15 protein-coding genes are annotated in these 13,223 nt (G+C 64.6%); 8 read left to right on the top strand and 7 right to left on the bottom strand.

Translation table 11 applies throughout. The annotated features are described in order from the left end of the window. The 5 genes from EOA32_RS22700 to EOA32_RS22680 all read right to left on the bottom strand — a co-directional run. On the bottom strand, positions 1 to 879 hold an 879-nt coding region (locus EOA32_RS22700), incomplete at its 3' end, for a 4-(cytidine 5'-diphospho)-2-C-methyl-D-erythritol kinase (protein ID WP_128372940.1). A 26-nt stretch (positions 880 to 905) separates the two neighbouring features. Continuing rightward, entirely contained in the window at positions 906 to 1,091 is a 186-nt protein-coding gene (locus tag EOA32_RS22695; protein ID WP_066999017.1) for a hypothetical protein, read from the bottom strand. 83 nt (positions 1,092 to 1,174) lie between these two features. Then, on the bottom strand, positions 1,175 to 2,032 hold the full coding sequence (locus EOA32_RS22690; RefSeq protein ID WP_066999014.1) for a S49 family peptidase: 858 nt from the start codon (positions 2,030 to 2,032) through the stop codon (positions 1,175 to 1,177). A gap of 108 nt (positions 2,033 to 2,140) precedes the next feature. Next, complete coding sequence (locus tag EOA32_RS22685) at positions 2,141 to 2,935, bottom strand: methyltransferase (RefSeq protein ID WP_179294428.1); 795 nt, start codon at positions 2,933 to 2,935, stop codon at positions 2,141 to 2,143. Beyond that, positions 2,935 to 3,159, bottom strand: coding sequence for a DUF2007 domain-containing protein (locus EOA32_RS22680; protein ID WP_066999078.1), 225 nt, complete (start codon positions 3,157 to 3,159; stop codon positions 2,935 to 2,937). Before EOA32_RS22680 ends, EOA32_RS22685 begins: the two co-directional genes overlap by 1 nt. A 162-nt stretch (positions 3,160 to 3,321) precedes the next feature. Here EOA32_RS22680 and EOA32_RS22675 point away from each other — a divergent pair, with 162 nt between their 5' ends. From EOA32_RS22675 to EOA32_RS22655, 5 genes are all read left to right on the top strand, one after another. Continuing rightward, the gene (locus EOA32_RS22675; RefSeq protein WP_128372939.1) at positions 3,322 to 4,335 is read left to right on the top strand and encodes a polyprenyl synthetase family protein; all 1,014 of its coding nucleotides are present in this window, start codon (positions 3,322 to 3,324) and stop codon (positions 4,333 to 4,335) included. A gap of 107 nt (positions 4,336 to 4,442) precedes the next feature. Next, positions 4,443 to 5,108 carry a GntR family transcriptional regulator gene (locus tag EOA32_RS22670; protein WP_128372938.1) on the top strand — a complete coding sequence of 222 codons (666 nt, stop codon included), beginning with the start codon at positions 4,443 to 4,445 and terminating at the stop codon, positions 5,106 to 5,108. Between the two features lie 182 nt (positions 5,109 to 5,290). Next, a complete protein-coding gene (locus EOA32_RS22665; protein ID WP_128372937.1) occupies positions 5,291 to 5,899 on the top strand; it encodes a biotin transporter BioY in 609 nt (202 codons plus the stop codon). Then, positions 5,896 to 6,312 carry a DUF1284 domain-containing protein gene (locus EOA32_RS22660; RefSeq protein ID WP_066999000.1) on the top strand — a complete coding sequence of 139 codons (417 nt, stop codon included), beginning with the start codon at positions 5,896 to 5,898 and terminating at the stop codon, positions 6,310 to 6,312. The genes EOA32_RS22665 and EOA32_RS22660 overlap by 4 nt, the downstream gene beginning before the upstream one ends. Positions 6,313 to 6,499: 187 nt before the next feature. Further along, positions 6,500 to 8,275 carry a tetratricopeptide repeat protein gene (locus EOA32_RS22655; RefSeq protein ID WP_095781738.1) on the top strand — a complete coding sequence of 592 codons (1,776 nt, stop codon included), beginning with the start codon at positions 6,500 to 6,502 and terminating at the stop codon, positions 8,273 to 8,275. A 50-nt stretch (positions 8,276 to 8,325) separates the two neighbouring features. On the opposite strand, the gene EOA32_RS22650 is transcribed toward EOA32_RS22655, so the two are convergent. After that, entirely contained in the window at positions 8,326 to 8,787 is a 462-nt protein-coding gene (locus tag EOA32_RS22650; protein ID WP_066998995.1) for a GNAT family N-acetyltransferase, read from the bottom strand. Positions 8,788 to 8,959: 172 nt separating this feature from the next. Between EOA32_RS22650 and EOA32_RS22645 the strand changes: the two genes are divergently transcribed. Further along, positions 8,960 to 9,904 (top strand): glycine--tRNA ligase subunit alpha, encoded by a 945-nt coding sequence (locus EOA32_RS22645; RefSeq protein ID WP_082954005.1) that lies wholly within the window; start codon positions 8,960 to 8,962, stop codon positions 9,902 to 9,904. Here the strand turns inward: EOA32_RS22645 and EOA32_RS22640 are convergent. Beyond that, positions 9,901 to 10,083, bottom strand: coding sequence for a hypothetical protein (locus EOA32_RS22640; protein WP_095776214.1), 183 nt, complete (start codon positions 10,081 to 10,083; stop codon positions 9,901 to 9,903). The genes EOA32_RS22645 and EOA32_RS22640 overlap by 4 nt on opposite strands. A gap of 253 nt (positions 10,084 to 10,336) precedes the next feature. Here EOA32_RS22640 and EOA32_RS22635 point away from each other — a divergent pair, with 253 nt between their 5' ends. Both EOA32_RS22635 and glyS read left to right on the top strand, forming a co-directional pair. After that, positions 10,337 to 10,738 (top strand): DUF559 domain-containing protein, encoded by a 402-nt coding sequence (locus EOA32_RS22635; RefSeq protein WP_095781736.1) that lies wholly within the window; start codon positions 10,337 to 10,339, stop codon positions 10,736 to 10,738. Positions 10,739 to 10,807: 69 nt separating this feature from the next. Continuing rightward, the gene (glyS, locus tag EOA32_RS22630) at positions 10,808 to 13,120 is read left to right on the top strand and encodes a glycine--tRNA ligase subunit beta (RefSeq protein WP_128372936.1); all 2,313 of its coding nucleotides are present in this window, start codon (positions 10,808 to 10,810) and stop codon (positions 13,118 to 13,120) included. The last annotated feature ends 103 nt before the right edge of the window (positions 13,121 to 13,223 follow it).

Raw genomic sequence — 13,223 nt, 5'->3', positions numbered from 1 at the left:
GAGACAGTCCATGCTGCGCGTCGCGGCCACGAACCAACCGGGATGGCGGCGGCGGATGTCGATCGCCGCGCGCTTGGCGACATTGCCAGTCTCGAACAGGCCGAAGCAGGTAGCGCCGGAGCCCGACATGCGGGCAAAGGCGGCTCCCGCTTTCTTCAGCGCCTTGAGCGCATCGCCGATCGCCGGTTGGATGGCGCGAGCGGCAGGTTCGAGATCGTTCCGCGTCGTGTCCAGCCAATTGCGTATGCCGTGAAAATCGAGGCGGGCGGGCAGCGGCGGCAATGCCTCATTGTCAGGTTTGGAAAGCGCTTTGAACACTTCGGATGTCGAAACGGCCACGCCCGGGTTGACGAGGACCAGCGCCAGCGCCGGAAACTCCGTCAGCGGCGAAAGTGCATCGCCAATGCCGCGCGCAAGGAGCGGCCTTGCCTTGAGGCACATCGGGAGATCGGCGCCGAGCGTCAGCCCGATCCGCGCCAGCCCCGCCTCCCCGATGTCGAGCTTCCAGAGGCGCGAAAGGCCGTTGAGCGCCGCCGCCGCGTCGCTCGAGCCGCCGCCGACGCCGGAAGCGACCGGCAGGTTCTTTTCCAGCCGGATGGCGACTGGTGGCGTCTGTTGCGCGCCGGCTTCCCGCCGCAGCGCGTCGCGCGCTTTGAGTACCAGATTGTCGCCATCGATTGGCACGCCGGCGGCGAAGGGGCCAGACACCGAAAACGCATCGTCTTGCGCCAGCTCGATCTCGAGCCGGTCGCCGAAGCGCGTGAACACGGCAAGGCTATCGAGCAGGTGGTAACCGTCGGCGCGCCGTCCGGTGACGTGCAGCGCGAGGTTGATCTTGGCAGGCGCAAGCCATGTCTGGGACTTGGCCTCTGCCTCCAGAATGTCGGCTGCTGGCGAGATGGTGTTCAGTCCTTGGCCAGACGGTACTCGCCGGTCTTCGGATCCTTGACCAGCGTTCCCATCGTGCCGTTGGCCGCCTGCTTCTCGGTGCGCCGGATCTTGGCCGTCACGCGCTCGGCCTCGCGTACGAAAGCGCGATAACCGAAATAGGCGGCGGCGCCGACGACAACGAAGAAAATGATCTGCGGCATCTCACAACTCCTCCCGCGTTCTCGCGGCAAGGCCGGCCGGATGGGTCGGTCAAGCGGCCATGCTAGACGCAATCATGGCTTTTTCAAAGCCCGAAGCGCGCCCACAGCGCGCGCTCTTCCGCCGCATCGATGACGCCGCTGGCCGCGGCCGCGGCGATGTCCGGCGCCGAAAAACGCGATCCGAACAAGCCGAAACGGCCGAAAAGCCCGCGCGGCGCGGTGATCAGCCTGAGCTGCGTCTTTTCGCCGAAACGGGTCTTGAGCACGCTGCGCATGTCGCCCAGCGCATCGACGAGGCCGAGCTCGAGACCCTTTTTGGCGGTCCAGAACAGTCCGGTGAACAGATCCGGGTCGTCCTTGAGCTTGGTGCCGCGCCGTTCCTTGACGAGATCGATGAAGGTCTCGTGCACTTCGAGCTGCAAGGCTTTCAGCCGCTCGACGTCTTCCCTCTTTTCCGGCTTGAAGGGGTCGAGTACGGCCTTGTTCTGGCCCGCGGTGTGGACGCGCCGCTCGATGCCGATCTTCTTCATCAGCTCCGGGAAGCCGAAGGAGGCGGAGACGACGCCGATCGAGCCAACGATCGAGGAAGGGTCGGCGAATATCTCGTCACCGGCGATTGCGATCATGTAGCCGCCGGAGGCCGCCACATCCTCGACGAAGACGAGCACTCGTCTGTCCTTCTCTGCCGCCAGGTCGCGGATGCGCTTGAAGATCAGCCGCGACTGCACCGGCGAGCCGCCCGGCGAGTTGATCGAAATCGCAACCGCCGGCGCGTCGAAGCCGAACGCCTTCTCGATGAGCCCGGCCGTCGAGGCGAGCGACAGGCTTGGCCGGAACTGGCCGCCGCCGGGCATGATCGTGCCATGCAGCCGGATGACCGGAATGGTGACGACTGTCGAGCGCCAGGATTTCGGCAGCAGGCGGTTGAAGAAGCGTTTCACGAAAGCTTGTCTCCACAAGAGATGCTAGAGCAAGGTCAGACCTCATCCTTGCTCCCGGGCATGTAGGAATTCGCCGCGCAACGGCAATGCCGCATCGCCGGCCTCTGATCAATCGCCGAACAGCGACGCCAGCCCGTTGTTGATCATTTCGGTCCGCTCCGTCGGCTCGTTGCCGGATGCGCCGTGCAAGGTGAGCGGAGGCCGGATCGACAGTTTTCCGCGCGCGCCGAGCACCGCCCTGACGACGATGCGGATCGCCGCCGCGTCTGGGCGCGGGTGCACGCAGAGCATCTCGGCATCGCCGAAGCGGCCTTCCATCGCATCCAGGATGGCGACAAGCTGCTCCGGCCGCGCAATCGCGGCCAGTCCGCCGCGCGGCTTGACGACGGCGGCCGCACTTCTGATCCAGCGCTCGAACAGGCCGTCCTCCGTGACATGCGCTTCTCTGCGCAGCGCGTCCGGCGTGGCGCGGTCTTGTGCCGCGTTGAAGGGCGGGTTCATGACGACGAAGTCGAACGAATTGTCGGCAAGTCCGGCTCCGTGCCGTGCCCGTCCCGCAAGCGTGACGTCGGCCTTAAGCACCGAGGCGCGGTCGCCGAGATGCGCGTTCCCGGGGTGGGCAAGCGTGGCCGCGGCAAAGGCTGCCATCTCCGCGGAACGCTCGACCAGAACCGCGTGTGCCAAAGGGCAGCGCGACAGCACGGCGAGCGTCGCCGCACCGGCGCCCGCGCCGAAATCGGCGAGCCGGCCGGAAAAGCCGGATGGGACGGCAGCCGCCAGCATCATGGCGTCCATGCCGGCACGGTGGCCTTGTCGCGGCTGCACCAGCCAGAAGCGCCCGCGATGGAAGGCGTCGACCGTGTGGGCCGGCGTGTCCGGGGCGAGGGCGGTTGATGCTGCCATTATTGCCGGCGGATCTCGTTCTCGATGCCGGCATCCTTCAGGATGCGCCGTGCGGCATCGGCTTTCTCGGCATCGACCATGACGCGCCTGGGCAGGATGCCGATCGATCCGTCGAGCACGCTCATGTTCTGGTCGGCGACGAAGCAGGCGATGCCGGCGTCGCGCATGAGCGATTCGACGAAGGAGATGAGGACGGCGTCGTTGGTGCGGACAAGCTCGATCATGGAATGAAAATCGCAGGTTGCGGCGCTCATGTAAACGCCGGGGCCGCCCAGCGCCAGCCAAACCGCGCCAATTCGCCTCTTGCCGTGCGCGGTTGTGCCGACCTAGAGTCCCACCGGGACCAGGGTGTTGTCGGGCGCGTCAATGAGACGGGAGTGATCGTGGTGGGTGTCGTTCTGAATATCGAAGGCAAGCGGGAACCTGCTTCCATCCAGGATCTCATCGACCTGACGGCAGCCGACATGGGACGCGTCAACGAGCTGATCCTGTCGAAGGCCGGCTCCGACGTCGAGATGATCCCGGAGGTCGCCAACCACCTGATCTCGTCCGGCGGCAAGCGGCTGCGGCCGATGCTGACGCTCGCCGCCGCCCAGATGTTCGGCTATGCGGGCGAGGGGCACGTCAAGCTCGCCACCGCAGTCGAATTCATGCACACCGCGACGCTGCTCCACGATGACGTCGTCGACGAGAGCGCGCTTCGCCGCGGCAAGAAGACGGCGCGCATGATCTGGGGCAACCAGGCGAGCGTGCTGGTCGGCGATTTCCTGCTCGGCCAGGCTTTTCGCATGATGGTCGAAGTCGGCTCGCTGGAGGCTCTCGACATCCTGTCGAGCGCCGCCTCCATCATCGCCGAGGGCGAGGTGATGCAGCTTGCGGCTGCCAAGAATCTGGAGACCACCGAGGACGAGCACTTCGCCGTCATCAAGGCCAAGACCGCCGCCCTGTTCTCGGCCGCCGCCGAGGTCGGTCCGGTGATCGCGCTCGCTTCCCGCACCGACCGGGCGGCGCTGCGCTCCTATGGCATGAATCTCGGCCTTGCCTTCCAGCTCATAGACGACGCGCTGGACTATGGCGGCTCCAGCAAGGATCTCGGCAAGAATGTCGGCGACGATTTCCGCGAGGGCAAGGTGACGCTGCCGGTGATCCTCGCTTATCGGCGGGGCACCAAGGCCGAGCGCACCTTCTGGAAGCGCGCCATCGAGGAAAATGCCGCCGACGATGCCGGGCTCGAAAAGGCGATCGGTCTGATGACCCGCCATGGCGCCATCGCCGATACGATCAGTCGCGCCCGTCACTTCGGCGAGATCGCCCGCGACGCGCTCGCGCCGCTGGAGGCGACGCCGCAGAAATCGGCGCTGATCGACGTCATCGATTTCTGCATCAGCCGCGTCAACTGAGCGCCTGTGGGTTCTTCTTGGCATCGCCTGGCGTCCGCCGGGCGGGCGCATGTGATTCCGCTCTGGCCGTCTCGACAAACGGCAGCTCAGCAAATTATCTATAAAACATGGCCACCATAGAGGACACGATCGCCGTCCGCATCAGCAAGGAACTGGCGGACCGCATCATTTCGGGCGTTATCGAGCCCGGATCGCGGCTGCGCCAGGACCATGTCGCCGAGGAATTCGGCACCAGCCACGTGCCGGTGCGCGAGGCCTTCCGCCGCCTCGAGGCGCAAGGTCTGGCGATCAGCGTGCCGCGCCGCGGCGTGCGTGTGGCCGCTTTCGATCTCGGCGAGGTCAGGGAAGTGGCCGAGATGCGCGCCGCGCTCGAAGTGTTGGCGCTGCGCCACGCCGCGCCGCATCTGACGCCGGCGATCCTCGACCGCGCCGAGGAGGCGACCAAGGCGGGCGACAAATCCCGCGATGTCCGCTCCTGGGAGGAGGCCAATCGCACCTTCCACCGCTTGATCTTGACGCCCTGCAACATGCCGCGCCTGCTTTCCACCATCGACGACCTGCATGCCGCAAGCGCGCGTTTCCTGTTCGCCGCCTGGCGCTCCGAATGGGAGACCCGCACCGATCAGGATCACCGGGCGATCCTGAGCGCGCTGAGGCAAGGCAACACGGAATCGGCTGCCGCCACGCTCGGCCGGCATGTGCAATGGATCGGCCAAAAACCGGTCAAGACCGCTTCCGGCAGGACTCGCGACGCCTTCGCCATTGTCGGCTAACGCGAGAACCCAGCGCTCAATGGCAGTCAAATGTCGGTTTTGGGCGCCCCGATTGCCCATGAATGGCTCAGCCTCATTGCCCTCCGCAAGGCAGCGCTTGCCATCTCCGCAAAAATATGGATTCGATAATAGATCGATTGCAGGAATTATCTATAATTTCAACTCAACCAGGGACCCTCACCGTGACAAACATCGCCGTTTCGACCCGCCAGTCTTCCTTCAGCCCGCTCCAACTGCAAAGCCGCTCCATTCCCTGGCAGTTCGGCGCCGTCGTCCTCGGCTCGCTGTTCCTGGCGCTGTCGTCCTATATCGAGGTGCCGATGGTGCCGGTTCCGGTGACCATGCAGACCTTCGCGGTGACGCTGGTCGGTGCGCTCTATGGCTGGCGCTTCGGCGCGCTGACCATCACGGCCTGGCTGGTCGAGGGTGCCGCCGGTTTCCCGGTTCTGGCCGGCGGTGCGGCCGGCGTGCAGCATTTTATGGGACCGACCGGCGGCTATCTCTTTTCCTTCCCGATCGTCGGTGCGATCGTCGGCTGGCTGGCCGAGCGCGGCTGGAACGGGAATCGGGTGATGCTTGCCTTCGCCGCCATGCTCATCGGCAATCTTCTGTGCCTGGTTCTCGGCACGGCCTGGCTTGCCGCCATGATCGGCGCCGAGAAGGCCATCACCTTCGGCTTCCTGCCCTTCATTGTCGGCGGCCTCCTGAAGTCGGCGCTGGGCGCCGCAACGCTGAAGCTCTTTTCCACCTATCGGGCCGAACCGCGCGACCGCTCGTCAAAGACGCAATGACCGTCAGGCTGCGCGCCCATCATCTGCTCTGCCTGCTGACCTATGTCGGCAAAGGCTACTCGCCCGCTTTCACCGCCAATTACGACAAGGTGGTGAAGCGGCTGGGCGACGGCGAGGCGGTCCTGATCGTGTCGGGGCCGGACGACATCTGCACCCCGATGCTGGTCGAGCCCGAGCCGCACTGCCTGGGCGAAGGCGCCGCCGAGCGCGACGGGCTCGCGGCGCGCGACGTCGGCGCTCTCCTCGGCCGGTCCGTCCAGGCCGGCGACCGGCTCGTGTTGGATGCCTCTAGCCTGGCGCCGATGCGCAAGGCGTTTTCCTCCGGCCTGACGCGTCAGGCGTGCTCGGGCTGCGAATGGTCCAACCTGTGCAGCGCGGTTGCCCTCAGCGGATTCCAAGATACGCGTCTTTAGGCGGCGCTGTCTGCGGCTTCCCGCGCCGGACTTTTTTGGACGCACGCCGTATTTTTTAAGCCGATGATTGCATTGTGATTCGCTGCGGATTGAAGCCTGACCCCAAAAAGGCCATGCTTTGTCGGGAAAACATCGACTCTGTGGGCGGTCCGCCAAGGGGGGATCGCGTCTGGCTGAAAGGGATACAATGCGGCAAGGACGTGCGCGCTGGCTGACGAGGCTGGCATTTTTAACGGGTGTGGCGCTGTCGGTGCTGCCTGCCCATGCCAAGGAAAACTCCCAACCGGTCCAGATCACGTCCTTTTCGGGCGCCTATCTTGCCGCCCATATTGCCGAAAGCGACAACGATCTCGACAATGCCATCGCCTATTACAAGCAGGCGCTGGCCTTTGCCCCCAATGACACCGAGCTGCAGCAGAGCCTCATGCTGGCGCTGGTCGCCCAGGGCCGCTTCGAGGAATCGCTGGTCTATGCCGACAAGCTCAAGGAAGTTCCCGATGTCGAGCGCTTCTCGCGTCTGGCGCTTGCGGTCGATTCCTTCCACAAGAAGGACTACGCCAAGGCTCAGTACTGGCTGAAGCTGTCGCTCGAATCCGATCTCGACCGGCTGCTCTCCGGCGTCATGGACGGTTGGGCCAAGGAAGGCGCGGGCGATGCCTCCGAGGCGATGGCTTCGATCGATAAGCTGAAGGGGCCGGACTGGTTCGGCCTGTTCAAGTCCTTCCATCGCGCCCTCATCGCCGACGCCGCCGGCCTTTCCCCCAAGGCCGATGAGATCTACGCCGCCACCCTGGCCGATACCGCCGCCGGCGGCTCCGCGCCCGAGACGTGGATGCGCAATGCCCAGGCCTATGCCTCGTTCCTCGCCCGCAAGGGCGACAAGACAAAGGCGATGGCGGTGCTGAACCAGGCCGAAGCCTTCGCGCCTGGCAAGCTCGAAATCACCACGCTGCGCGACAGGATCAGCAAGGGCGACAAGATCGAGCCCCTGGTCGCTACCCCGGCCGACGGGGCCTCGGAAATCCTGCTCGACCTCGCCACCGCGCTCAACCGTGGCGGCGGCGAGCCTTTCGTGAGGCTCTATCTGCAATATGCGCTGGCGCTGAAGCCGGACAGCGACGCCGCCCTCGTGCAGCTCGCCGCCGTCGCCGAGCAGCTGAAGGACGGCGAAGGCGCGATCGCGCTCTATCGGCGTATTCCGGCCTCCTCGCCATTGAAGGAGCTTTCTGAGCTGCAGCTTGGCCTGAACCTTGCCGACATCGACCGTCACGACGAAGCCATCGCGCATCTCAAGGGCTACGTCGATGCGCACCCGACCGACATGCGCGGCTACCTGGCGCTTGGCGGCGTCTACTCCTCGAAGGAGGACTACCGTTCGGCTGCCAATCTCTACGACAAGGCGGTCGAACAGCTGAAGACGCCGACCGCCGCCAACTGGAACATCTTCTACCAGCGCGGCATCGCCTATGAGCGGCTGAAGGAATGGCCGAAGGCCGAGCCCAATTTCCGCAAGGCTCTGGAGCTGCAGCCCGACCAGCCGCAGGTTCTGAACTATCTCGGCTATTCCTGGGTCGACATGAACATGAACCTCAAGGAAGGCCTGGCGATGATCCAGAAGGCCGTGGATCTCAGGCCAAGCGACGGCTACATCGTCGACTCGCTTGGCTGGGCCTATTACCGCCTCGGCCGCTTCGACGACGCCGTGCGCGAAATGGAGCGCGCCGTATCGCTGAAGCCCGAGGATCCGGTTCTCAACGACCATCTGGGCGACGCCTATTGGCGCGTCGGCCGCAAGCTGGAAGCGACCTTCCAGTGGACCCAGGCACGCGACCTGAAGCCTGACCCGGATGTGCTCGCCACCTTGCAGCAGAAGCTGCTGAAGGGCCTGCCGCCGATCGAGTCCAACACGGCGCAGGAAACGCCGAAGGTGAAACCGGTCCCGCCCGCGGCGCCGAAGGGCTGAGGCGCACAATTCTGCAGTTTGGCGGGGCCCTTTTGGGCCCCGCAACGTTTTCAAAACATCTTGCGGTAGACGACGAACCCCGAGCGCTCGCCGATCCTGTCATAGAGCTGCATGGCGGTGTGGTTGGTCTCATGCGTCAGCCAGTAGACGCGACCCGAGCCCGCGGCCTTGGCGCGCTCGTAAACGCCTTCGATCAGCGCCCGGCCGACGCCTTGGCCGCGCGCGGCTTGTGAGGTGAAGAGATCCTGCAGATAGCAGTTCGGCGCGATCGCCGTGGTCGAGCGGTGGTAGAGATAATGGACGAGGCCGAGAAGCTTGCCGTCGCGCTCGGCCACCAGAGCATGCACCGGCTCGTAAGCGTCGAAGAAGCGCGACCAGGTCATCTGGGTGATCTCGCCGGCAAGCGCGGTCTCGCCCGAGCGGCCGTAGAATTCGTTGTAGCCGTCCCAGAGCGGCAGCCACTGCTCGTAGTCCTGCTGGGTGACGGGGCGGACAGTGAGTTGACCAGGCATGGCGGGAACCTTTGTCGTTGCGGCTCACCGAAGCAAACGGCCCGCGTGAGCGGCCTTCAATGGGCCAGCCGCCGGCAAAGCGTTCAACCTCTCCTCGATGCGGCGCCGTGCCTTGACGCTTGCCGGCCCGGCAACTAGGGAAAGCCCACTCCCAGCGCTTTCCGAGGCCGCCGTGACCGTCGAGATCCCTGCCCACATGCATCCCAGCCGCTCCTTCCAGGGGCTGATCCTGACCTTGCACAACTACTGGGCAGCTTACGGCTGCGTCATCCTGCAGCCCTACGACATGGAAGTCGGCGCCGGCACCTTCCACCCCGCCACCACTTTGCGCGCGCTCGGCCCGTTGCGCTGGAACGCGGCTTACGTGCAGCCGTCGCGCCGGCCGAAGGACGGCCGCTACGGCGAGAACCCGAACCGGCTGCAGCATTACTATCAATATCAGGTGATCCTGAAGCCGAACCCGCCGAACCTGCAGGAGCTCTATCTCGGATCGCTGGAAGCCATCGGCGTCGATCCGCTGCTGCATGACATCCGCTTCGTCGAGGACGATTGGGAAAGCCCGACGCTGGGTGCCTGGGGCCTCGGCTGGGAGTGCTGGTGCGACGGCATGGAAGTGTCGCAGTTCACCTATTTCCAGCAGGTCTGCGGCATCGAATGCGCGCCGGTGGCGGGCGAGCTCACCTATGGGCTCGAGCGCCTCGCCATGTATGTGCAGGGCGTCGACAATGTCTATGACTTGAATTTCAACGGCCGCGAGGGGCCTGAGAAGGTCACCTATGGCGACGTGTTCCTGCAGGCCGAGCAGGAATATTCGCGCCACAACTTCGAATTCGCCAACACGGCGATGCTGCTTCGGCATTTCGAGGACGCCGAAGCCGAGTGCAAGGCGCTGCTCGCCGCCGGCGCGCCGGCGTCGAACGACAATTCGTCGATGCACCGTCTGGTTTTCCCCGCCTATGACCAGTGCATCAAGGCCAGCCACGTCTTCAATCTGCTTGACGCCCGCGGCGTGATTTCCGTGACCGAGCGCCAGAGCTACATTCTGCGCGTGCGCAACCTTGCCAAGGCTTGCGGAGAGGCGTTCCTGCAGACGCGCGCGGGCGGCCTGGCGACTTAGCCCAAAGTCACGCTGGCGATCTCGGCGGCGGCTGCCATCGGCAACGTGATCTGGACTGTCGCGGCATCGATCGTGCGCAGTGCCTGTCGCACGCCCGGCATCGAGAATGTGCCATGCATCTGGGCGGCGAAGCAGGCGCTCAGTGCCAGGACCTGCAGGATTCTCGATGCCGTCTTCATGATCGTTCAGCCAATAGTTCTCCGTCTGAGCGTTGGTCGCTTCAGCACTGCGTTTGGTTCATGGGGTGTCTGTTCTTATGACGGGTGGGCTCGCGTCGTCCCGACAAAGAACTGAAAATTTCCTGAAATAGCTCGAACTGCCGACCGGCAGGCAGGGTGACAGGCGCGAGCCGAGTTGCTATGCGCCCTCTACCTCCCCCTTGATGGGGGAGGTCGCCGCGAAGCGGCGGGTGGGGGGGACGGGCGCTTCCCTATGCCAAAACTTGATCGGTTCAAGCTGCAGTCCGCACGAAGGCTGCGCGCGGCAATGACCGAGGAGGAACGCAGGCTGTGGCGGCACCTCTGGCGTATTCCGGTCGAAGGAACGCACTTTCGTCGACAAGCGTCGGTTGGCGGTTACTATCCTGACTTTATCTCCCATCGGCTGAAGCTGATCATCGAGGTGGATTGCTTCCAACATGGCTTTGATGGCCAGCAGTGCCATGATGCAGCCCGAACGAGATGGTTTGAGAGCCAGGGCTATCGCGTCGTCCGCTTCTGGAACCACGAGATAAAAAACGAACTGGATTCCGTTCTCGATACAATCTATGCGGCTGTGGAAGAACGAAAATCACACCTTGGTCTGCGCGATGGTGCCGAAGGTGCTGGCGGCTGAAACGCCGCCACCCCACCCCGGCGCTGCGCGCCGACCCTCCCCATCAAGGGGAGGGTAAGGAGCTAACTGATGCCTGACCTACTCCTAGAACTCCGCTCGGAAGAAATCCCCGCGCGCATGCAGCGCAAGGCGGCCGGCGATCTTCGCAAGATGCTGACCGACGGCTTGGTCGAGGCGGGTCTGACCTACGAGGCGGCGCGCGAATACTGGACGCCGCGCCGCCTGGCGCTGGACGTGCGCGGGCTGACGGCGCGCTCGAAGGACATTCGCGAGGAGATCAAGGGCCCCTCGACCACCGCGCCCGACCAGGCGGTGCAGGGTTTTCTGCGCAAGGCCGGCCTTTCGTCGATCGCCGAGGCGCATGTCCATTCCGATCCCAAGAAGGGCGACTTCTACGTCGCCCACATCTCGAAGCCGGGCAGGGCGGCGGAAGAGATCATCGCCGAGCTGGTGCCGGGCATCAGCAAGAACTTTCCCTGGCCGAAATCGATGCGCTGGGGCGCGGCCTCGGCCAAGCCCGGCTCGCTGCGCTGGGTGCGGCCGCTGCAATCGATCGTCTGCACCTTCGGCCCGGAGACCGAGGAGCCGGTGGTGGTCGATTTCGAGATCGACGGCATCCGCTCCGGCAACGTCACCTACGGCCACCGCTTCCATGCACCGGGCCCGATCACCGTGCGCCGCTTCGACGACTATGTGGCGAAGCTCGAAGCGGCCAAGGTCGTGCTTGATGCCGACCGGCGCAAGGAGATCATCCTGGCCGATGCCCGCAATGTCGCCTTCGCCAACGGCCTCGACCTCGTCGAGGACGAGGGCCTGCTGGAAGAGGTCTCCGGCCTGGTCGAATGGCCGGTCGTGCTGATGGGCGAGTTCGAGCAGGATTTTCTCACCATCCCGGCCGAGGTCATTCGCCTAACCATTCGCGCCAATCAGAAATGCTTCGTCACCCGGCCGCAGGGCGCGGGCGAAGATCTGTCGAACCGCTTCATCCTGGTTGCCAATATCGAGGCGAAGGACGGCGGCAAAGAGATCGCCTACGGCAATGGCAAGGTGGTGCGGGCGCGTCTCTCAGACGCCCTCTATTTCTGGAAGACCGACCAGGGCGATCTGCCCGACCTCGGCACGCTGCAAGAGTCGGCGGCGAAGTTCGAGCTGGATCTAAAGAAGCCGCTCGACCAGCGCATGGCGCGCCTTGACCATCTCAATGTGACCTTCCATGCCAAGCTTAGCACGCAGGGCGCCCGGGTCGAGCGCATCAAGCGCTTGGCCGAAGAATTGGCGCCGACGGTGGCGAAGTCGATCTCCCCCCTTGAGGGGGAGATGGCCGGCAGGCCAGAGGGGGTTGCTTCGGCTGGTGCGACGCATTCTGGCCTTTCGAAGAGGGAAGAGGTTGGCACTCCACGCGAGACGACCCCCTCTGTCGCCTCTGGCGACATCTCCCCCTCGAGGGGGGAGATTACCGCGCTCGTCGCCCGCGCCGCGGTGCTCGCCAAGGCCGACCTGCAGACCGAGGTGGTAGGCGAGTTCCCGGAATTGCAGGGCGCCATGGGCCGCAAATATGCGCTGCTCCAGGGTGAGCATCCGTCGGTGGCCGCGGCCGCCGAGGAGCACTACAAGCCGCAAGGCCCGTCCGACCGGGTGCCGACCGACCCGGTGTCGGTTGCTGTCGCGCTGGCCGACAAGCTCGATACGCTGACCGGCTTCTGGGCGATTGATGAAAAGCCGACAGGCAGCAAGGATCCGTTCGCGCTCAGAAGAGCTGCACTCGGCGTGGTCCGGATCCTGATCGAGAACCGCATTCGCCTCGGACTGACATCGGTCTTCGCCAAGGCCTTTGCGAACTTCGCCGGCGATGTCGCACAAATTTCGGATCTCCTCGGCTTCTTCCATGACCGCCTCAAGGTATATCTCCGCGAAAGCGGTGCACGATACGATCTGATCGACGCCGTCATCACGCCGCAGTCCGACGACCTTCTGCAGATCGTTCGCCGCGTCGAGGCGCTGGGCAAGTTCCTCGACACGGAGGATGGCAAGAACCTGCTCGCCGGTACCAAGCGCGCCGCCAACATCCTGGCTGCCGAGGAGAAGAAGAAAACACGGGTCGCCGAGATAGTTGAGCCGGCGCTGTTCCGCGAAGATGCGGAAAAGAAGCTGTCGGCCGCGGTGAATCAGGCCGAGAAGGCAGCCGGCCAAGCGATTCAAAACGAAGATTTTTCCGCCGCCATGCTGACGCTTAGCGTTTTGCGTGAACCGGTTGATTCATTCTTTGAAGGGGTTCTCGTGAATGATGAGGATCAGGCCGTGCGCGCCAACCGCCTGGCCCTGCTTGCCCGCATCCGCGCCGCCACCGACCAGGTCGCCGATTTTTCAAAAATCGTCGGCTGACAGCCAGAATGCCGGTCGGAAGCTGAATGCTCCGTAAGGCGCGGGAGGCCGTCGCGCCTACATCGCCTTGCTGAAGCGCGGCGGCGTCGGGGCAGCTTCCGGT

Source organism: Mesorhizobium sp. M1A.F.Ca.ET.072.01.1.1 (assembly GCF_004023325.1).
Taxonomy (GTDB): Bacteria; Pseudomonadota; Alphaproteobacteria; order Rhizobiales; family Rhizobiaceae; genus Mesorhizobium.
This window is presented reverse-complemented; position numbering and strand designations above follow the sequence as displayed.